Source organism: Vibrio sp. 10N.222.52.C12 (genome assembly GCF_041474215.1).
Lineage (GTDB): Bacteria > Pseudomonadota > Gammaproteobacteria > Enterobacterales > Vibrionaceae > Vibrio > Vibrio crassostreae_C.
On sequence record NZ_JBFRTR010000115.1, the window covers coordinates 63,070 to 83,934 of the forward strand.

At 40.4% G+C, this 20,865-nt stretch carries 21 protein-coding genes; 9 read left to right on the forward strand and 12 right to left on the reverse strand.

Features of this window, described 5'->3' with window-relative positions; translation table 11 throughout:
* Positions 1–53 precede the first annotated feature (53 nt).
* On the forward strand, positions 54–995 hold the full coding sequence (gene rfaD, locus AB4623_RS19970) for an ADP-glyceromanno-heptose 6-epimerase (protein WP_102428034.1): 942 nt from the start codon (positions 54–56) through the stop codon (positions 993–995).
* Between the two features lie 82 nt (positions 996–1,077).
* Here the strand turns inward: rfaD and AB4623_RS19975 are convergent, their stop codons facing one another.
* Both AB4623_RS19975 and AB4623_RS19980 read right to left on the reverse strand, forming a co-directional pair.
* Positions 1,078–1,785: a 3-deoxy-D-manno-octulosonic acid kinase gene (locus tag AB4623_RS19975; RefSeq protein ID WP_017066285.1), complete on the reverse strand. Its 708-nt coding sequence runs from the start codon at positions 1,783–1,785 to the stop codon at positions 1,078–1,080.
* Positions 1,786–1,797: 12 nt separating this feature from the next.
* Positions 1,798–2,175 (reverse strand): diacylglycerol kinase, encoded by a 378-nt coding sequence (locus AB4623_RS19980; protein WP_017066286.1) that lies wholly within the window; start codon positions 2,173–2,175, stop codon positions 1,798–1,800.
* Positions 2,176–2,337: 162 nt separating this feature from the next.
* On the opposite strand from AB4623_RS19980, the gene coaD reads away from it, so the two are divergent.
* The 6 genes from coaD (at position 2,338) to AB4623_RS20010 (ending at position 8,796) form a co-directional block, all read left to right on the forward strand.
* A complete protein-coding gene (gene coaD / locus AB4623_RS19985; RefSeq protein WP_017066287.1) occupies positions 2,338–2,820 on the forward strand; it encodes a pantetheine-phosphate adenylyltransferase in 483 nt (160 codons plus the stop codon).
* Positions 2,821–3,187: 367 nt separating this feature from the next.
* Positions 3,188–4,168, forward strand: a complete 981-nt coding sequence (lpxM, locus tag AB4623_RS19990; protein WP_372147256.1) for a lauroyl-Kdo(2)-lipid IV(A) myristoyltransferase — start codon at positions 3,188–3,190, stop codon at positions 4,166–4,168.
* Positions 4,152–5,474: an O-antigen ligase gene (locus tag AB4623_RS19995; protein ID WP_157939981.1), complete on the forward strand. Its 1,323-nt coding sequence runs from the start codon at positions 4,152–4,154 to the stop codon at positions 5,472–5,474. Before lpxM ends, AB4623_RS19995 begins: the two co-directional genes overlap by 17 nt.
* 4 nt (positions 5,475–5,478) lie before the next feature.
* Entirely contained in the window at positions 5,479–6,528 is a 1,050-nt protein-coding gene (gene waaF / locus AB4623_RS20000) for a lipopolysaccharide heptosyltransferase II (RefSeq protein WP_017066290.1), read from the forward strand.
* A gap of 3 nt (positions 6,529–6,531) precedes the next feature.
* Positions 6,532–7,800 carry a lipid IV(A) 3-deoxy-D-manno-octulosonic acid transferase gene (waaA, locus tag AB4623_RS20005; RefSeq protein WP_017066291.1) on the forward strand — a complete coding sequence of 423 codons (1,269 nt, stop codon included), beginning with the start codon at positions 6,532–6,534 and terminating at the stop codon, positions 7,798–7,800.
* The gene (locus AB4623_RS20010; RefSeq protein WP_372147258.1) at positions 7,801–8,796 is read left to right on the forward strand and encodes a glycosyltransferase 52 family protein; all 996 of its coding nucleotides are present in this window, start codon (positions 7,801–7,803) and stop codon (positions 8,794–8,796) included.
* Between the two features lie 6 nt (positions 8,797–8,802).
* Here AB4623_RS20010 and AB4623_RS20015 read toward each other — a convergent pair whose 3' ends face one another.
* From AB4623_RS20015 to AB4623_RS20045, 7 genes are read right to left on the reverse strand one after another with little or no spacing between them, the layout of a single operon-like run.
* Positions 8,803–9,495 (reverse strand): cytidylyltransferase domain-containing protein, encoded by a 693-nt coding sequence (locus AB4623_RS20015; RefSeq protein WP_017066293.1) that lies wholly within the window; start codon positions 9,493–9,495, stop codon positions 8,803–8,805.
* Complete coding sequence (locus tag AB4623_RS20020; protein WP_017066294.1) at positions 9,495–10,556, reverse strand: nucleotidyltransferase family protein; 1,062 nt, start codon at positions 10,554–10,556, stop codon at positions 9,495–9,497. The genes AB4623_RS20015 and AB4623_RS20020 overlap by 1 nt, the downstream gene beginning before the upstream one ends.
* A gap of 47 nt (positions 10,557–10,603) precedes the next feature.
* Complete coding sequence (locus AB4623_RS20025; protein ID WP_372147260.1) at positions 10,604–11,257, reverse strand: acetyltransferase; 654 nt, start codon at positions 11,255–11,257, stop codon at positions 10,604–10,606.
* The gene (gene neuB, locus AB4623_RS20030; protein ID WP_372100167.1) at positions 11,250–12,323 is read right to left on the reverse strand and encodes an N-acetylneuraminate synthase; all 1,074 of its coding nucleotides are present in this window, start codon (positions 12,321–12,323) and stop codon (positions 11,250–11,252) included. Before neuB ends, AB4623_RS20025 begins: the two co-directional genes overlap by 8 nt.
* A 48-nt stretch (positions 12,324–12,371) precedes the next feature.
* On the reverse strand, positions 12,372–13,538 hold the full coding sequence (gene neuC / locus AB4623_RS20035) for a UDP-N-acetylglucosamine 2-epimerase (RefSeq protein ID WP_372147262.1): 1,167 nt from the start codon (positions 13,536–13,538) through the stop codon (positions 12,372–12,374).
* Complete coding sequence (locus tag AB4623_RS20040) at positions 13,538–14,695, reverse strand: LegC family aminotransferase (protein WP_102428039.1); 1,158 nt, start codon at positions 14,693–14,695, stop codon at positions 13,538–13,540. Before AB4623_RS20040 ends, neuC begins: the two co-directional genes overlap by 1 nt.
* 8 nt (positions 14,696–14,703) lie before the next feature.
* A complete protein-coding gene (locus tag AB4623_RS20045) occupies positions 14,704–15,894 on the reverse strand; it encodes a UDP-N-acetylglucosamine 4,6-dehydratase (RefSeq protein WP_102428040.1) in 1,191 nt (396 codons plus the stop codon).
* Positions 15,895–16,283: 389 nt separating this feature from the next.
* Here AB4623_RS20045 and AB4623_RS20050 point away from each other — a divergent pair, with 389 nt between their 5' ends.
* Positions 16,284–17,342: a glycosyltransferase family 9 protein gene (locus AB4623_RS20050; protein ID WP_017066300.1), complete on the forward strand. Its 1,059-nt coding sequence runs from the start codon at positions 16,284–16,286 to the stop codon at positions 17,340–17,342.
* A 19-nt stretch (positions 17,343–17,361) separates the two neighbouring features.
* Positions 17,362–18,156, forward strand: coding sequence for a glycosyltransferase family 2 protein (locus tag AB4623_RS20055; protein ID WP_017066301.1), 795 nt, complete (start codon positions 17,362–17,364; stop codon positions 18,154–18,156).
* Here the strand turns inward: AB4623_RS20055 and AB4623_RS20060 are convergent, their stop codons facing one another.
* The 3 genes from AB4623_RS20060 to AB4623_RS20070 all read right to left on the reverse strand — a co-directional run.
* Complete coding sequence (locus tag AB4623_RS20060; RefSeq protein WP_372147264.1) at positions 18,157–19,206, reverse strand: glycosyltransferase family 9 protein; 1,050 nt, start codon at positions 19,204–19,206, stop codon at positions 18,157–18,159.
* A gap of 20 nt (positions 19,207–19,226) precedes the next feature.
* The gene (locus tag AB4623_RS20065; RefSeq protein WP_017066303.1) at positions 19,227–19,787 is read right to left on the reverse strand and encodes a YrbL family protein; all 561 of its coding nucleotides are present in this window, start codon (positions 19,785–19,787) and stop codon (positions 19,227–19,229) included.
* A 30-nt stretch (positions 19,788–19,817) separates the two neighbouring features.
* Positions 19,818–20,865: hypothetical protein (locus AB4623_RS20070; protein ID WP_372147266.1), on the reverse strand; the 1,048-nt coding region annotated here is incomplete at its 5' end.

Here is a 20,865-nt window from a genome sequence, read left to right on the forward strand (position 1 = left end):
GTCATTCCTTGCTATACTCGCGGTAGTTTTATATTCAAAAGAGTAGGAAAAATATGATTATCGTAACTGGTGGTGCTGGCATGATCGGCAGCAATATTGTGAAAGCACTCAATGACGCAGGCCACAACGATATTCTAGTTGTCGACAACCTCAAGAACGGTAAAAAGTTCAAGAACCTTGTAGACCTAGACATCACTGACTACATGGATCGCGACGACTTCCTAACTCAAGTTATGGCTGGCGATGATTTCGGCCCTATTGAAGCTATTTTCCATGAAGGTGCTTGTTCGGCAACGACCGAGTGGGATGGTAAATACATGATGCTCAACAACTATGAGTACTCAAAAGAGCTACTGCATTATTGTGTTGAGCGTGAAATCCCCTTCCTATATGCCTCTTCAGCTGCCACTTACGGTGAAACAGAGACTTTCATCGAAGAGAAAGAGTATGAAGGTGCATTAAATGTCTACGGTTACTCTAAACAACAATTTGATAACTACGTTCGTCGCCTAACCGCGGATGCTGTAGCGCATAACGAGACGTTACCTCAAATTACTGGTTTCCGTTACTTCAATGTTTACGGTCCACGTGAAGATCACAAAGGCAGCATGGCCTCTGTTGCTTTCCACCTAAACAACCAAATGAACGCCGGTGAGAACCCTAAACTGTTCGCAGGTAGCGAAACATTCCAGCGTGATTTTGTGTATGTCGGTGATGTTGCAGCAGTAAACCTGTGGTTCTTAAAAAATGGTGTTTCTGGCATCTTTAACCTAGGTACAGGCAACGCAGAGTCTTTTGAAGAAGTCGCAAAAGCAGTAATCACGCACCATGGTAAAGGCGAGATTGAAACGATTCCTTTCCCTGAGCATTTGAAAGGCGCTTACCAAGAGTTTACTCAAGCTGACCTTACGAAGCTTCGAGCAGCAGGCTGTGATGTGGTATTTAAAACCGTAGCGCAAGGCGTTGCAGAATATATGGATGTAATTAATAGGTAACAGGGCGTAGAACTAATAGATAGTTCGCCCTGAAGGTCTATGGGTAAGAAAAAATGATACGATAAGCTCATGGATATGGGCTTTATATTACCGAGTGATAACCAGCCAGCAGCGATTTAAAGTCAGATTCTTGCCAATGGATATGTCGCTTATCCAGCTCTTTCCTGAATGATCGGAGTAGCCTATCTAAATTTGATTCCTTCCAACTGTCGCCTAATTGCTTATAGCATTTGTCAAAATCGATGATCCAAGCATTGCCTTGGTCATCAAGCAAAATATTATGAATATTCAGGTCTGTGTGATTCACACCCACCCTATGCATCTTCTGAATTTCTTGGCCAATTTGATGATACTGCTCTTGAGCCAGCGCTCGATCTAAAAGCAAATCGACTAAATCTTTTGCATTGTGTATTTTATCAGTCAGTAAATCCGCTTGATAAGTTAAACCGTTCTTCTGGGCACGTGCCGCAATTGGCTTAGGTACGTTAACACCAGCAGAGCTTAACTCACTCAATAGTTGATATTCAGCATAACTGCGAGTATTTTCTAAGGTTGTAAACCAGTAACTGTCTTTAATTAGTTTTCCGAACAAGCCACCACGACGATAATGGCGAAATGCTGCCGGAATACCTTTTAAATCGACGAACCATGTTGTACCTCGCCCTTCTGCACTGCCGATAATTGCATTATTCTTTTGCCAATAAGTGATATCAAATAGCAATGACGGGGTAATATTAACTCGGGACTCATCGAACCAAATATGCACATCATTACTTTCAAAGTATTTCATAGTATACCTGACCTAGAAGAAAAGAATGTAACACCACGTGAACATGGCAAACATCAATGCGACCATAACAGCCGCCGAACCTATGTCTTTTGCTCTACCACTCAACTCATGTAATTCAATACCTATACGATCTACGACAGCCTCTATTGCAGAATTAATCAGCTCCACAATCAACACGAGAACCACGGTTCCGATCAGAGCAACTCGCTCTATCATTGAGACATCAAGGAACGTCACAAGCACTATAGCAATAACGAGTAAAGCTATCTCTTGTCGAATCGCAGCTTCATGTTTGAAGGCAGCTTTCAAGCCTTGTATGGAATAACCTGTCGCTTTAATGATACGTATCAATCCTGTGTTACCCGGTTTACCGTGGTTATTATGTGTCATATCTATGCCAGTCGTTAAGTGAGTTCTCAGCGTTAAGTTGCTATTTTACATCCATCCGATCTCTCTGCATCATTTCAGCATATTTTTTGAGTCTTTATTTTGTAACTCACCCACAATGCATTATATTTGAGGCCTATTTCAAGCATAGTGAAAAAAGAAACCATGAAGAAAGCTATTTACCCCGGTACTTTTGATCCTGTGACTAATGGTCATATCGATATCATAGAGCGTGCTTCTCAATTGTTTGATCATGTAGTAATAGGCGTAGCAGCTAGTCCTAGCAAGAACACACTATTTAGCTTGGATGAACGTGTCTCACTTCTTAAAGAAGTCTGCCAACCCTACTCTAATGTATCCGTTGAGGGGTTTAGTGGGTTGCTGGTTGATTTTGCTCAGCAACAAAAGGCAAATGTACTCGTTCGCGGCCTTAGAACTACCATGGATTTTGAGTATGAGTTTGGGTTGACCACCATGTATCGCAGGTTAAAACCCGATTTGGAAAGTATCTTCTTAACACCAGCTGAAGAATATGCGTTCTTATCTTCAACTTTGGTTCGAGAGGTGGCTATTCATGGTGGTGATATAACCCAATTTGTACCTAAGGCCATCAATGCCAAAATCAATCAAAAACTAAGTAATAAATAGCGACCACGGTAAATGTAGACCTATTTATGAGTAGTGAAACGGTACTGACTCCGTTGTTGTTTACCTGATATAATCCACCTAACATTTTGCATCAAGGAAGTTTTATGATCACCGTAATTTGCGATGCTGGCATGGTTGGCGTTGAAAAACACTTAGCACATACAAGTATGTAGGCCTAAGACAACAGTTGGAATTCTCCAATTTTTCGCGATGACAACATTGGTTCGCTCAGTACTTTTTACTAAGATTAATATGAATCAACGCTGCTCAAACAAAGGTGAGGTATCTAAACCTCCTATTGTATTTAGCCTCTTTCAAAGCAGGGCAAATAATGCCAAACAGCTCAATTTTCTAAAATAAAGACCTTATGATTAACAGAAACGATTATGACCCAAAAGCTTATGACCCTACTTTTCAGTGGGCTTTTTTGGCACCTAAATACTGGGGAACATGGTTTATTGTATTGTTGATGTTTCCTGTTTCATTGCTTCCTATTTCATTTCACCATGCATTGGCGAACTTTTTTGCAAGACGATTATCTAAGTCGCAAAAGGGGCCAGCACACAGAGCTCGAGTAAACTTTCAGCTGGCTTTTCCAGAGAAAAGCTTTGCTGAGCGTGAGCAATTGGTTTATCAAACTCTCTATACTGCAGGTGTATTCATACTGAGATTCGGACTTTTAACTGTGCGATCGAAAGAATGGCTTCAAACTCAATGTCGCTTTGAAGGTGAAGAGCACCTAACTAAACATCTGGATAACGGTGACAATGTCATTTTGCTGGTGCCACATAGCTGGGCAATTGACATACCGGCAGTGTTTCTAGCGTCAAAAGGCTTGCCTGTCTCAGCCATGGCTAAAAGACAGAAGAATGAAGTCAGCGATTGGTTAATGCACAGACAGCGCGTGCAATATGGGGGGCGAGTTTACGAGCGTAGCGGAGGCATCAAACCATTCATAAAATCAATCAAAAGTGGTTATCTCGGATACTATTTGCCAGATCAAGATCATGGCCCTGAATTAAGTGAATTTGTAGATTTTTTTGCCACAAAAAAGGCAACTCTACCCGGAATAACCAAATTATCTAAGCTATCTAAAGCTAAGGTTATTCCTTTGTTTGCCTCAATCGATCAAAAAACAGGCCAATATGTTCTCGAACTGCAATCGGTACTAGAATGGCAAGATACCGAGAGCGAGGACGCAAGGCAAATGAACCGAGTTATTGAGACCTTCGTTAAATCAAAGCCAGAACAGTATATGTGGATTTTACGGTTATTTAATTCGCAACAAGATGGCCGCCGAGTTTATCGAGATGCTATCAAAAAATATGATAATGATTGGAAAGTATAACCAAGTGATTACTAAATTGGATAAAAAAACATTGATAGCTGCAGCAACAACCTCTTTGTGTATGGCTTTTTTCATAATTATGAACATTCAAGGCGAGTCTTACAGACTAGCACCGTTTGGCCTCCTAACTCTATCTTTAGCATTAATTCTATTGAATAGACTCAGTTTCAGCAGCCTAAAACCTTTCACATGGTTAGTAACCGGACTCTTCGTTTACTTTTTAGCTTATGTCATTTCGTTTATATATCACGATGAAACAGCAAGCATACTCGATATGCCGAGCCGAGCTGTATTTGCAGTATTGGTGTTGATGGCATTAATTAAATACCCACCCAATTTGCAAGCTGTCTTATGGGCTATTCCTATTGGGGGAATAGTAACTGGACTGGTAGCTCTGTACTTTCAGGTGGCTTTTGAGACTAGAGCATTCTATGGCCATGGTTTTATGGTCATCCAGTCATCAGGGATGGCTGCATGGGTTTCTTGCTTATCTTGCGTTGTGGCAGGCTTTGCTTTAGAGCAACTAAAGTATCAAGACTCTGTTCTCACCAGTTCAACCAAAACGCTAAAATATTTGTTAGCAGTAGCGTGCTTGGGTGGTGTTATGGCGCTAACAGCAAGCCTACTCTCTGGAGGCCGAGGAGCTTGGCTAGCGACCCCATTTATACTTTTAGGTATCGCATTTCTTTATCGCTCGATTTTTACCAAAAAAGTTACTTTAGGAGTGATTATTGCGTTCTCGATCATCGGTACTTTAGGTTACCCACAAATTCAACCTCGTATACAAACGATGGCGAAGGAGCTGCAACTCTACAATACAGGCCATATCGAAATCGATAACTCAAGTGGAGCGAGGCTAACACTTTGGCAAGGCGCTTACTTCTCTTTTTTAGAACACCCTATATTAGGGGTTGGTCGTTCGGGTCGCCAAGCTGACAAAGAAAGACAAGTAGAAGCTAAGCTGAGCAATCCAGCTATCTTGAGACATATTGGTGCTCATAACCAATACCTCGAAATGCTTCAGACAAAAGGACTAGTTGGCCTCACGGCTATCATATTCATGTTTTCGACTAGCAGTTGGTTTTTCATAACCAAATTGAGAGAAACTGTTTCAACTAAGAAGCCACAGGTTAAACTCGTCGCCATACTTGGCTTAGTGCATGTCGCTTCAGTAATGGGTTATTGCTTGACTCAAAATTATCTTAATCATCATTCCGGCATGCTACTGTATGTGGTTGGGTTAGTTATTATATCTTCACTATTCACCGTAATAAATAATGAAAACCGCATACAAGAGGTAGATTAAACTCATGAAAATACTCGTAATTGGGCCGTCATGGATTGGTGATATGGTAATGAGTCAATCCTTGTATATCACCCTAAAAAAACGTTTTCCTGAATGCGTCATTGATGTAATGGCTCCAAAATGGTGTATGCCTATCTTAGATAGAATGCCTGAAGTAAACTCAGCAATTGACATGCCGCTAGGACACGGACAATTTGAATTTTGGAAGCGACGTGCGCTGGGAAAACAGTTAAAAAATGCGGGCTATACGCATGCTTACGTTTTGCCTAAATCGGCGAAGTCTGCACTCATACCTTGGTTTGCTGCTATCCCTAATCGTATTGGGTGGAGAGGTGAGTTCCGCTACGGGTTACTCACTGATTTAAGATCGAACATGAAATCGTTCCAATATATGACAGAACGATATTACGCACTGGCTTACCCAAAAAAGGATATGACGGGTTCAGAGGTTTTTGGCGGAATAGAAAAATCACCTTACCCCAAATTACACATTGATAAACAAATACAGTTAGACACACTCAAAAAATATGACTTAGATACAAGTTCAAAAATAATCGGGCTGTGCCCAGGGGCTGCATTTGGCTCTGCAAAAAAGTGGCCAGAACATTATTATGCTCAAGTCGCCGAGAAAATGTGTAGAAAGGGTTATCAAGTTTGGATATTTGGTTCTCAAGGTGATCTTGATGCATGTCAAACCTTATATGATCTTGTTCCAAATGAGCTACATCCACAGTTGTCTATCTTGGCTGGTAAAACCTCTCTAATAGAAGCCGTCGATCTTCTTGCTGCATGTGAAAGTATAGTCGGCAATGACTCTGGTTTACTGCATGTCGCTTCGGCATTAGGCTGCCATGTTGTAGGAATATACGGCCCAACAACACCGAAATATGCACCACCGTTAACTGATAACAAAGATATTGTGTACACAGAGATTGAATGCTCACCTTGCGCAAAACGAGAGTGTCCATTAGGCCACAATAAATGTATGAATGAATTACACCCTGATAGAGTTCTAGCACGCCTTGAAACTTACCAGGCAAAGTTGAGAAATTAACCAGTGATCATCCGCTTTATATACACGGCCCTACTGACACTAGCTGCACCTTTTCTGCTTTACAGCCTGTATCGAAGTCACTCGAGCAAGCCAGCATACGGTAAGCGATGGGCGGAACATTTCGGTATCACACCGAAATTGACAACCAATCTTCGCCCTATCTGGATTCATGCTGTCTCTGTTGGCGAGAGTATTGCTGCAATACCACTTATCAAAGAATTAAAAAAAAGACACCCTAAGCAAACTATTCTGGTGACTACAACGACGAGCACTGGTGCTGAACAAATCGGAAAACTAGGTGATCTCGTTGAACATCGTTACATGCCGATCGATTTTGGCTTTGCTGTTAAGGGCTTTCTAAAAGCGGTGAGCCCAACACAAATGTTGATTATCGAAACCGAGCTTTGGCCGAATACACTTCATCAAGTATCTAAGTTTGGTGTGCCAATAACGGTCGTGAACGCAAGGCTATCTGAGAAATCTCGAAATAATTACTCAAAGTTTCAACCCGTCTTCAACATCATCGAACCTTGTCTGACCAACATACTTTGCCAAACTAAATCTGACGCTGCACGTTTCGAACGTTTAGGTGTAGATAAAAACAAGCTGGCTATTACTGGTTCAATTAAGTTTGATATACAGATATCAGATGAAGTCAGAGAAAAAGGCAAAACACTAAGGAAGGAACTCGGCGAAAGTCGCCCAGTTTGGATAGCTGCTAGCACTCATAAGGGTGAGGATGAGCAAGTGCTAAAGGCTCATGAAAAAGTTTTAGAATCACACCCTAACGCGTTACTCATTCTTGTCCCTCGTCACCCAGAGCGATTTGATAGCGTCTTTGAACTTAGTAACAATGCTAATTTTAACAGTGTAAGACGAACTTCTAACCAAACCATCACCGCAGAAACTCAAGTCTACCTTGGTGATACTATGGGTGAGATGCTAACACTGATGCGCGCAGCCGATGTGTGCTTTATGGGTGGAAGTTTACTAGGAGATAAAGTTGGAGGGCATAATGTATTGGAACCTATAGCACTTGAAGTCCCTGTCATTATAGGACCAAGCTACTTCAATTTTAAATCTATTGTCGATGAGTTAATTCAGGTTCAAGGGATTACAATCATTCGATATAAAGATGAGATAGCTAAATCAGTCAGTGACTACTTTAGAAAACATGAAGATATTCAAGAGTGCATTAACAACTCTCTATCCGTTGTTTCTCATAATATCGGAGCATTACAAAAAACCATTTCTATTTTGGACAATAAATAAATGAATTTATTCCTAGTCACATCACCTTTTCAATATATATGCGCACTTGAGGCGAAGGAGTATTTTCATTGTAAAAAAAATATTCTTCTTTTAGTCAACCAAGATACCGAAATTGGTAAACTACATCAAAGGCAATTATTTTCAGAAAAAGATTGGACTCATGTTGTAGAAGTTAGCAGAAAGAACCGTAGCATCAATATCCCAAATGCGATAAAAAAAATAAAAAAAATAACCTATGGGGGGAGGGTTAATTACTTCTTTTACTCGGAATACACTAGCTGGAGAAAGAATCTAATTATAAAAAACCTAGAAATAGAAAAAGAAATATACTTTGACGATGGTACTCTTACATTAGCTGAATATCCTAAATACATTCAAAAAAAGTCCGCTTTTTACCGCCCTAGATTAATTCAAGATTTAGTCATAAGGTTAAATGGTTGTAAGCCAATTGGACACTTGCAACAATCAGAGAATCTTGAGCTATTTACAATATTTAGCTTTAATTTCCAAGGTCACACTGTTCATAAAAATACGCTTGGGAGATTGAAGTCTGAATATGGAAACCCTAGTCTTTTTAATCCAGATGCTCCAATTGGGTATATAGGACAAGGAGCTATAGGAGATAAGCATCAAAAGTCTGTCGCTGACTACATAGAAAGTCTAGATAGCCTTGCGATGTCTAGTAGCAGGAAAATAATATACTTCCCTCATAGAACAGAGCGAGATGAAGTAAGGAGAACTTTAGAAAACAAAGAATATATAATATATCACCGAAGTGAATATCCTCTGGAAATAGAATTAATCGACAAAAACATTGAACTATCAGGATTCGTAGGTACTTATTCAACAGTAATGTTTACTTGTAGACTACTTTATCCAGACATGCCTATTTATACGATATCCGATGACTACCCTGACAAAGTATTGCGAGAAGAATTAAAGAGGCAATTTAAATCTATTAATATAAAAAAAATAAATAACTTTAAAGACCTATAATTAGAATCAGAGCCTTTTATTGATAAAAAACTCTGCCAAATCAAAATCTAATTGCTGGTCGATATCGAATGAGTCTTTATTTTCCATAACATAAGCAAAAGATTCATTCGTATAACATATATCTCGACATTTAAGAAATTTACGAACATCAAATATATAAATCGCCCCATTAAATCGGTAAAATCCCTCCAAATCCTGAGAGCGTTTCAAGGCTTCAGGGCGAACAAACTCTCCCAACGAACCATCATCAGGTAAAGTGTTCGACCAAGTAGGTGGATGCTCGCATGGAGTAACAGAAACAACAGAAGAAGCTTGCTTTTTCACAAATAATTCCAAAGCTTGGTCAATATGTACCGCGGTACGTAACGGAGATGTTGGTTGAAGTAAAACTACGATATCAACATTATTCCCAAATTTTTCCAGTGTGTACGTCAAAACGTCAGCTGTAGAAGCGGTATCCGACGCCAAGTGACTTGGCCTCAATTCTGGCACATCTATTCCAAAGCTCTGTGCCACCTCTGCAATCTCTTGATCATCTGTACTAATAAATATTTGGTTTATATATTTGCTATCTTTGGCTGCTTCAATTGACCATCCTATTAATGGTTTTCCCGCTAAAGGAAGTATATTTTTTCTTGGCAGCCTCTTACTACCGCCGCGAGCAGGGATAAATGCCAATATTTTTTTAGTGTTAATCATCAAAACATCTCTAGGTTATGAATATCGGCTTGTGCACGATTAAAATCATCCATACGACCAATATCCAGCCAGTATTCATGAATTGGAAACATTAAAATATTGTCACGTAGATTCATATGCTCTTCGAGCAATGTTGGCATATCAATTCGATAGTTTTCAGGTACAGAAGCGATCACTTCAGGTGACACTACATAAATACCAGCATTCACAAAAAAACGTTGAATTGGCTTTTCAACCATACTGGTGATTTTATTGCCTTCACCATTGATTACCCCATAAGGAATCTGATAATCATACTCACGAACACACATTGTCGCGTCAGCTTGGTTCTCAGTGTGAAATTCTAATAATCGTTGAAAATCCACTTTCGTCAAGACATCACCATTCATCATAATCAACGGAAGGTCTTTAGGAAGACTATCTGGTAACAAACCAAGTGCACCGCCTGTACCTAGAGGAGATTCCTCATGCACATAAGTAATATTAATCCCTAACTCTGAGCCATCACCAAAATGTTGTTGGATTAGCTCTGGCATGTAGTGAGTCGAAATGTAGAAGTTAACAAAACCTGCCTTGATAAAACTGCGGATCACGGTTTCCAAAATTGGCTTATTGCCAATATGCAGCATAGGTTTTGGACACACATCAGTAAGCGGTTTAAGTCGCGTACCAAACCCACCAGCCATAATAAACACTGGGTTCTGATGTTTAGGCTGGTGAAGTGCACCATGAAGAGTTTCAAGACCAACAACTTTATCACTTGCATCGAGTAACGGAACCGACAATATTCCGCGATTGTCCATTAGACCAATCAACTCTTCTCGAGAAGAGCCTTCTAGTGCTGTCGTTGGATTAGTGTTCATCACCTTTGATACGGATTCAGTCAACGGCAAGTTATTTAGTAAACCACGTCGAATATCGCCGTCTGTCACAACACCAAGTAACGCTTGTTCTTGATCAACAACCAACACCACTCTTAACGCTTCATTATTAATGATTTCTAACGCGTCTCGAATTGTGCTATCAGGTTTTATTAGCACATTATTCCAACAATGACTCATGGCACACCTAATTTTAATTTCTTGAATGCTTGGTAGCTTACAGTAAGCTAATATGGCTCGATTATACATCTAAAAGGATAACATATGCTTTGCGCTGGTAGGGGTTTCGTTAAAATAGCACCCGCTCCAACAATTGAGAGCGCACCTAAAGTGATACCTTGTATCACAGTCGCATTCGCTCCTATATAACAACCATACTGGGTTTCTACTTGACCACACAAAGTCGCTTTCGGAGCAAGATGGTTGTAGGTGCCAATCTGGCAGTCGTGCTCTACAAGTACACTCGTATTGATAATGCTATGTTGCCCTATGGACGCACCTGTTTGTATAACAGCTCCTTCCATAATTTGAACACCATTTTCTATAGTTGCATATTCAGAGACAAATGCAGTTTCAGCAATGACATTTTCAAATCGATAGCCTAATCCAATGAAGTAACTCGCTATCTTTTCCCGCAAGTTAGATTTAGGCATCGCACCAATACCCAACACCAGTCTAACGTCATTGGGAGAAAACTGTTCTACGTCACTATCTTTGAGAAACTGCTTAATCCCCGAGAAAATCCGACGCTGGGAGACATCATCAGGGCAAATCACCGCGACTATCTCACGCCCTTGGCGAAGCAATATGTCTGCAAGCACGCTCGCATGACCTCCCCCTCCGATTAGCACAAGAGGCAACATAGAAGCAGCATTATTCAAAGATCAGCTCTCCAGCTTGATAAGCTTTAGAAGAAGAGCGTTCAAGCATATCCCAATAGCGATAAGGTGACATGCCATGACCCGGTCTCTTAATGGTGATATTTTCTGACGAAAACGCCTCACCTTCGGTAATATCACACGCAGCAACCAGACTTTTCCTTGCGACCGCTTTATTTTTCACTTCTGATACCGTCGGTGTTTTTACGCTACTCCCTAATGCCAACTCGACCTGTCGAATTGCGCTGACCATGGCCGTTAAGTCTTGAGGTTCAAGAGAAGCTTTGTGATCCGGTCCTTCCATGTTGTTATCTAGCGTAAAGTGCTTTTCAATCAACACCGCACCGCGAGCAACAGCTGCAATAGGAATCGTAATACCTTGACTGTGGTCTGAATAACCTGCAGGCAGGTCAAACGCACGACCTAAAGTGTTCATTGCTTTAAGGTTAATCTCTTCCATTGGTGCTGGGTATTCAGTCGTGCAGTGCAAGATTGTGACCTTACTCTTAAGCGCTTGTTGACCTTTATCAGAGGCATAAGCTTCCTGGAAGGCCTGCACAGAAGGTATGGCGTTGTCATCAGCAGTGTAACCAAATGCAATCACACCTAGCGCGATTTCAATTTCCGATAGTGTCGCCATACCAGTGGAGACAATCAAATCACACCCAGTTCGAGCATGTTCTAGTACGAGAGGGGCATTAGTAAGTTCACCAGAAGGCAACTTCAAGCGAGTTAACCCTAGATCGTTTACTAAAAAATCTAGGCTTTCTGAATCAAAAGCGGTTGATAAAAACTCAATACCGAGTTGCTCACAATGCTTAACCAATTGATGGTGAGCATCATAAGAGAGCTCTAAGCGACTAAGCATAGCTAATTGCGACTCTTGTTTCTGCGTGTTGGCAACCTGATATTCCGCCTGTTTCGCGTCTTCAGTTACAAGGTTTTTTGCCTTAAACGTCTGAAACTTTACAATATCAGCACCCGCTTGATAGGCTGCATCAACAAGCTCAAATGCCAGTTTTTCATCACCATTATGGTTTACGCCTGCTTCGGCAATAATCAGAGTCATACCGCTCTCTCTTTCGTTATTTGTTACTAAAAGCTAAATGTATAGCTCTCAGTTCGGTAAATCGTGGAAGGTTTTGCATGGATTGAAATCCAGAGTTTTGATCATCTCGATCACTTTTTCACTGGTGTTTCCTTGTCCGTACGGATTCTCTATCTCTTCCGCAGTATCCTTATACTCACGTTCATTCGCAGATCTGATAGCTCGCTCAATATCAGCTCTGTTCGACTCACAATGCAGCACGCTTTTTGCTGCCAAGCGACCTTTCTGGCGAGATCCAATATTAACAGTGGGAACATCAAATGCCGGTACTTCAATAATACCGCTAGAAGAGTTGCCAATCACAGCCGCTGCATATTTAACTGCACTGAGGTAACGCACTTGCCCAAGCGAAGGAATTGCTAATACGCGATCAGGTTGGCTCGCGGCGTAAGCTTCTAGCATTGGGATAATGCGGCGACCACCATCATCAGCATTTGGGTAAGTGAGGATAACTTGATGCTCTGGGAAACAGTTTAAAGCATCCAATAAAGCTTGGAATGCCTCTTCAGGTGCTTCATTGCCGAGTGTCACCGGATGATAAGTCACCAAGAAAAACGGTTTAGTCAAAGAAAAGTTGAGAGATTCCCCCAACTCGCCCAATAACATGAAGTCAGCACGTTTAAGGTGGTCAAGGCCTATTGCACCGACATTTCTTACTCGCTCAGGTGCCTCACCCAATTGAATCACGCGCTGACGATATTCGTCTGTCGACGTACCATGCAGGTAGCTCAGTTTGGTAATTGCATGACGAATCGCATCATCGTATGCGCCTTCTGTAATTTCACCACCATGCAAGTGAACAATAGGAATACGCAAAATCATCGCCGTTTGAGCAGCGGCTAATGCCTCAAAGCGATCGCCAAGTATAACCAATACATCAGGCTGTAGACGTGCTAAAGAGTCCGAAAATCCAAGGACACCAAGGCCCATACTTTTAGCTGTACCTACGGCAGAATCAGACGAAAGCAGGATTTCAATTTTTTCATCAATCTTAAATCCATCTTTTTCTATCTGCTGATAGGTCTCCCCAAACTCCGGCGAAAGGTGCATCCCCGAAACGAGAAGCTGCAGTGTTAAATCGGGATCACTTTGAATATCTTTCAAAAGCCAAAAGAGCAGACCATACTCTGCTCTTGTTCCAGTAAAAACCGCTACTTTCTGAATCTTGTTTTCCATTAAGCGCCTTTAGACAGTTGAATGGGTGTGCTCGGAATGTTGATCAAATGCGCTTCAATAAACTCAGACTGCGTCAAGTCACCACGCAATGCGTTCTCGAACATAGGAAGACGATGCATCAACTGCCAAATAGGACGCGTCATGACACCCGCAGAGTTGGTTTCTTCCAAAATTTGTGCTCGTGATGCTGTGTCTGGGCAAATAATCGCATTCAGCCAATAATTCGATGTCGCGTATTCTGGCTCTGTCACGAATGTAAATTCTGAACCGGAGAAAAAATGTTGGTATTGTTCAGCCAATTGGCGCTTCTGAGCTAGGTATGATTCGAGCACTTCCATTTGTGCACAACCCAATGCGGCATTCAAATTTGGCATTCGATAATTGAAGCCAGGCTCATCATGATAAAACTCAAAAGGGTGTGGGACCTTAGCTGTCGTGGTCACGTGCTTAGTACGAGCACCCTGCTCTTGAGTTTTACACAGAATCATACCACCGCCACCGGTTGTAATAACTTTATTGCCATTAAAGCTGATCGCAGCATAATCACCGAATGTACCTGTATGTTGGCCTTTATAGAAAGAGCCCAAACTTTCTGCTGCATCTTCCACTAAGACCAGTTGCCACTTTAAACATACGGCGACTAACTCATCGAGTTCGACAGGGTGGCCGAAAGTATGCATCGGAACCACAGCGCGGATGCGTTGTCTTGTTTGTCTATGGATACAACCTTTTTCAGTCAACTCAGCGTGTTGTGTTAGATAGTGGTCAACCGCTTTAGGGCACAAGCCTAAGCTTACCGGAGATATATCAACAAAAATTGGCTCTGCACCCATGTGATACAGGGCATTGCAAGTCGCAACGAAGGTCAAAGCTTGTGTAACAACCAAATCACCGCGTTGTACGCCCGCCATATAGAGTGCTGCATGTAGAGCTGCGGTGCCATTGACAGCAGCTACCGCCTTAGCACTTCCGGTGTAAGCTTCAATCTTCGATTCAAACTCATCCACAAATTTACCAACACTTGAGACAAACGTACTCTCAATGGTTTCTGTGACGTAAGCTTTCTCGTTGCCATTGAATGTTGGCGCATGCAAAGGAACAAACTCATTGGTTTGGTAAGTATCACGAACAAATTCAACTAATGATGCAGGTTTCATGTTCTCTCCTACATTTTACTGTCTAGATATTTGCCTGTTTCTTTGTGTCCAAAGTCAGGAATCATAGTAAAGAATAGCTCGACGATTTGCTCTTTGCTCCACTCTCGATCTGATTTCATTTGACCAATTGTACTTTCAAATAAATTCAGTAACTCTTGCTGATACAAAGGGTCGTTTTTAATAATGCCTAGGTTTGCAAAACGCTCCATATCGAGTGTTTCTTTATCGGTAAAAAACTCTTCAAAGTCTTTCTCACCAGTAGTGTCACTAGACGTAAACAAACAAGGCCACTTGCCTTGTGATGGAAGTGTTTTCGCCAACTCACGGGCTTCATCTTCGCTTTCACAAAGATGAGGTTCGTAACCGCGTTGCTCAAGGTACTTCACAGCAATATCTGCAAATGAGATTAAGTGAAGTGCTTCACTAAGTTTAGGGAAGAAGATGTCTCTGTTTTCACCAAAAATACACGACATTAAGCATAACTCACCAGACTCTTGAGGCGTGACGAAGTAGCGTTTAATGTCATTTGGCGCCACGATAGGTTGGTTTTTCAATAGGCGTTGGTTAAAGCCGTGTAATAGGGAACCATCAGAGAATGCCACGTTAGCAAAACGTGCTGTCGAGATAGCCATCTCTTCACTTTTACGCATTAGGAACATCTCCATAATACGCTTTGATGCTCCCATCATATTGACTGGATTTGCCGCTTTATCTGTCGAGACACAGAAATATTTCTTCGCCCCAGCATCAATCGATTGTTGAATAGTTTTATCAGTATTAAACACATTCACATCGATCATTCGCATTAGCGTGTACGGATCTTTTTCACTACGGACATGCTTAAGTGCCGATAAGTTCAATACGTAATCGTATTGGCCATCTGCCTTAATGAACGCATCATACTCAATCGAACCGATATCAAGAGCAAAAGTTTGAAAGTCACCATCGATGTAACCAAAAGAGCTACGAATATCTCGAACCACCTCCACCATGTTATTTTCACTGATATCAACAACATGCAATTTATTAGGGTTGCGTTTAAAGATCTCTTTAGTAACCGCTTGGCCAATGGAGCCTGCGCCACCAAGTACAAGGAAGCGGGATTCAGAAACAATACGAGATAGCTCAGCTTCATGCTGACCGATGTCTTGAGTAAACAAAGCATCGGTACGACCGATGAGGGGTAAAATAGAATTCATTGGATGAGTTTCTCTGTTTTCTTTATTTTTGAAATTCAAATGAGGTGGACTTTTGCTATCCACTGTCTGTCAAGCACTTTAGCTCTTGGTGAAACAATCGAGACTAGACGCCTTTCCTAATTCTAGTAAACGCAAGTAACACCATACTGCAAGAAAAAAGTATCGTGTTAATTCTCAGTTCTAGTCGCAAACTATCTGAGGCGGAGGCAGTGCAGAATCTAGTACAGATCATTATAACGAAACCACATTGTTTGTCCTATGTGTTTGTATATCTGAGAGCAAAACCTACTTTTAACCCAATAAAAGACTGGGTCATGTTGCTATTGAATTTTACATTTTTACTATAACTCTGCATAATTCATACTTCCTCGCTAACTGAAAACTAATACATGACTTTGTTTCGCCAACCACCTAATTCGCTCTGTATTTTAAGACTTTCCGCTATCGGTGATGTTTGCAATACGGTCGCTGCCGTCAAGGCAATTCAAAGACAATGGCCATCGACTGAAATCGTCTGGGTAACAGGTCATCTAGAGAGCAAGTTAATCTCCGAGCTAGAAGGCATAAAAGTTGTTACGTTTGATAAGAGTGGAGGCTGGAAAGCGTATATAAACCTTTGGAAAGCTCTCAGGAATTATCACTTCGACGCCTTACTGCATATGCAATATGCTTTGCGCGCTAGTTTAGCAACCTTAGGCATCAAATCCCGTTATAAACTTGGGTTTGATAGCAGTAGGAGCCAAGACTTTCAAACCTTGTTTACTAACATCAAAGTGCCATCACCAAATACTATGCACGTGCTCGATGGCTTACTAGCCTTTGGCAAAACTTTAGGTATAACGAACATGCAACCGGTATGGGGCCTTCACTACTCCTCAACAGACCTAGAGTGGGCATCAAAGCACATTTCTAATGAAAAGCCGAATTTGGTCGTAGTACCTGCTGCTAGCAAGTCATATAAAAACTGGAATGCCAGTGGCTATCAAGATGTAATTAATCACGCTTTAGGTCATGGTTGGAACGTTCTTCTCGCAGGCAGTCCCGCTAAAGTAGAACTTGAACTAGCACAAGAGGTGCAAGGTGGTCTAAACGAGAGTGTTACTGACCTTGTTGGAAAAAGCTCATTAAAAGAGATGCTTGCTCTCATTGATAAGGCTGATTTAATCATCGCTCCTGACACAGGTCCTACTCACATGGCAAATACAATGGCAACGCCGGTTATCGGTTTGTATGCTCATCACAACCCCAATCGAACCGGGCCATTCCGTTACCTAGACTATGTAGTTTCAGCCTATGAGGAAGCCATTTTAGAGGAGACAGGCAAAGATTTGACCCAATTAAGCTGGCGAGCACGTGCAAAAGATAAAAATGCGATGAATAGAATCTCTTCTGATTCGGTCATTAAAATGTTTGATAAAGTCACCCAAGAATTAAACCTATTGCGATAAGATTAGCTCAGGAACTCAAATGGCAAGTAAACCAACAATTGCGGTAGCTCTTATCGTAAAAAATGAAGCACAACACCTAAAAGCATGCCTAGATACAGTCAGTGATTGGGTTGACGAAATAGTGATTCTAGACTCAGGGAGCACCGACGGTACTGAGCAAATAGCTAGGAGTTTTACTGACAAGTTTTTTGTTAATTTTGATTGGCCTGGATTTGGGATGCAAAGGCAACTTGCACAACAGCATGTCGAATCGGATTACGTCCTTTGGCTTGATGCAGATGAGCGAGTTACCCCTGAACTAAAACTGAGTATTTTAGAGGCGGTCAATTCTGACAATTCAAACACTGTATATGGATTGACTCGATTAAGCTGGGTTTTTGGTCGATACATACGCCATTGTGGTTGGTATCCAGATAAAGTTTTGCGCTTATATCGCACCCGTTTAACAGGCTATAATGACGCTCTAGTACACGAAAAGGTTTACGTTACAAAAGATGTGCAAGTGAAGATATTACAAGGAGACCTTGTGCATTATACCTATAATGATATGAATCATTACCTTTTAAAATCAGCTGGCTATGCGAAAGCTTGGGCAGATCAACGAGAAAAACAAGGTAAGACAGCAAGTTTAACTCAAGGTCTCTTTCACTCTGTTGGATGTTTTATAAAGATGTATTTCCTTAGAGCTGGCTTTTTAGATGGTAAGCAAGGCTTACTCATTTCTTTATTATCGGCACATTCCACCTTTGTAAAATATGCCGATTTATGGGAGAGAACCCATACACGATCTCAGTCTGATCAAGATAAAATCTAGTTACATTCCTTTAACTGAGGACTTTAGATTGCTTATCCATGGCTCTATTGTTTCAAGCACGTATGAAATATCTATGCGAGTCAAATCATCTTGTTCACCTCTACTGCTTGCATTTTGAGGACAAAAGGCGATATGCGTGTCAACTGAGTTTAATGGACGCCAACGTAAAGGTGTTGCTGACCTTTTACTCGGAAAGAACCCAATTGTAGGTACGTCAAGAGCAGCAGCAATGTGTAATGGGCCTGTTGACCCTGCAGTAAATAAATCAGCACATGCTAGCGAGCGAGAAAAGTCTACCAAACCGTCATTTTTGTCATAAACACGAGCTTCAACGTCTATTTTAGCTAACAAATTTTTCAGTTTTTGTGCCTTACCTTCTTCTCCAGGGCCAGCTGTAAGTACTATTTCGAACTTTGCCGCCAAGCCAGCAATAAGATCCCTGTATTGGTTAAGTGATAAATTGTTAGCTGATCCACCAGTTCCAGCATGTACAAACAACCATGACCTATTTTTATCAAGCTCTAGTATTTCAGCAAGCTTGTTCTTTTGAGTAATTAGTTCACTCTCAGAAAAAGTTAAATACGGGGTACTAGGTTCTACGATCGGTTTATTAATATCATCTAGAAAAGAACGAACTAAGTCTAAGTTGTACTCATATTCTGATTTTAATGATTTAGAACGACGCTGAACAATTCGTTTGTTGTATAGGATTTGGGTAAACTTGGTTGCAGGTGCCAAACGATAAGGTATTTTAGCTTTCCACACTAACTTGGCGTTATATGCTGTTGAAAAGAAGTTAATTGAAACATCAAACTTTTCAGTCTTTATTTTTTCTAACAGTTTTTTTTGTTCTTCTTTACTCGAGTTCTCTGTTGGATCGAGCAATACTGAGTCTATCCATGGGCAAAGTTCCGCAAGCGCGACAGTATATTTAGGAACCAATGCAGTAATATGAGTATTAGGTAAGGACACCTTTAACATTGCAAAGCTTGGCCATGCGAGCATGAAATCACCAATTTTGTCATTACGTACTACAAGAATTTTTTGCATAATTACGCCCTTTACTAAAACTAATTGAAACCAAATCTCTTTTTAAGCAAAGCAACTCTGCGCTGAGTTTGCCTTTGAGTGATGGCAGGTGATATGTGGTAGAGGAGTTTAAGAAAGTCATTAGTAAAACCAAAACCGTCAATCATCACAACCTGCTCTCTTCCTTGGTAATAGGCAATAACTAAATTACCTGATACAAGATCTATGACAGATATTTTTTTTGATATAAGCTTTCGGCAGAATTCATCGACTAGTAACTCAAGCTTAGGATGAGTTCGATCTTTCGCTAAGTTCTTAGCTATCTTTCCATCTTCGCCTTTTATTAATGGACACACCAAGCCACAGCCTAAGTTAGTGTCCACCCATTCTATAGGTAAAGCAAAGGGTAAATCTGAAATATCCATTCTTTTCTTTAGTGATTGCATATAAGAGAACTCACGTTCACTTTCGTTTCTTGACCGTTTAGTTTGGTATCGAATTTTTATGCACAAACTTGGGTTTTCTGGATGAACATAAACCACGCGTTCAGAACCTCGTGCAATTTCTAGAGCATCAGATAATTTTAATTCCGCAATATTCATAACAAAAATCTTAACTTAAAAATAGACTTATCAAGAGTAAACCTTTCTTAAACGTTCAAAACTCTTATTAAAGAAATTGACTACAAGTAGACTGTTTTCCTTGATATTTATCTTACTATTTACAATATTTGAAGCCAATTCTGAAAAGTTTTGATAACTTTCAACTTGTACACCAATAGTTTCAGTAAGCTCTCTATAATTTCGTGATTTATCTCGCACATGCACTATACCCCGCTCCATTCTTATATACTCCTTTATTGTTGTCATACTACCTCTGTCTTGCAATATTATATGGTTGCAAGACATAACTAGGGCGTTGTACGTAACACCATTCGTTACTGTTGGGAAACTAATATCAATATTTTTCCTTTTGAAAAATCTTAAGTAGGCACAGTAAACATCCAGAAGAATTCTATATTTCCGCCTTTTATTGTAAGTAAATATCATGTACTTGTAATCTAGCAAAGCACCTTTTTTATCAAGATCATTTAAAATACTAATAGTTTCAGAAAGTGTAAACACCCCACGTTTAGCTCCTATTAATATTTTTTCCTCGGGATTTATCGCCTGTGATTTTAATTTATACAACTCTTGAAATTTTTCTAATTCTTTAGTCGGCATAACAGAGAATGCATCTCGCGCATCCGTAATGTTAAAATCACTCCTTTCTAAAACGTATTGTAAATCTTGATTAAATGCTTTTTCTGCTGCTATGAAATTTCTTATTTTTTTCAAGACTGTTATACAATCATCAGACATATAATTACGAGGCGTTACTTTCAAAAAACCATTTTTACTCTTAGTTTTAACCCAACGAGTTAATTCATCTTCGGTTAAATGTACGTATATTTTTTCGATAGAAGTCTCATTGAAAGAACAAATATCATTGAATAAAAAACTATTATTTTTATTCAATGATATGAATGTAATGCTTTTAGCCGAGGATATCTCTTCTAGAGAGAATTCTTTATAATATTTGCTTTCAATGATTGAATTTTTTATAACATTATTGTCCAATGTCAAAAAATATAAATTCTTTTTATGAATGGCACACTTATTAATCAACATGTCTATATAC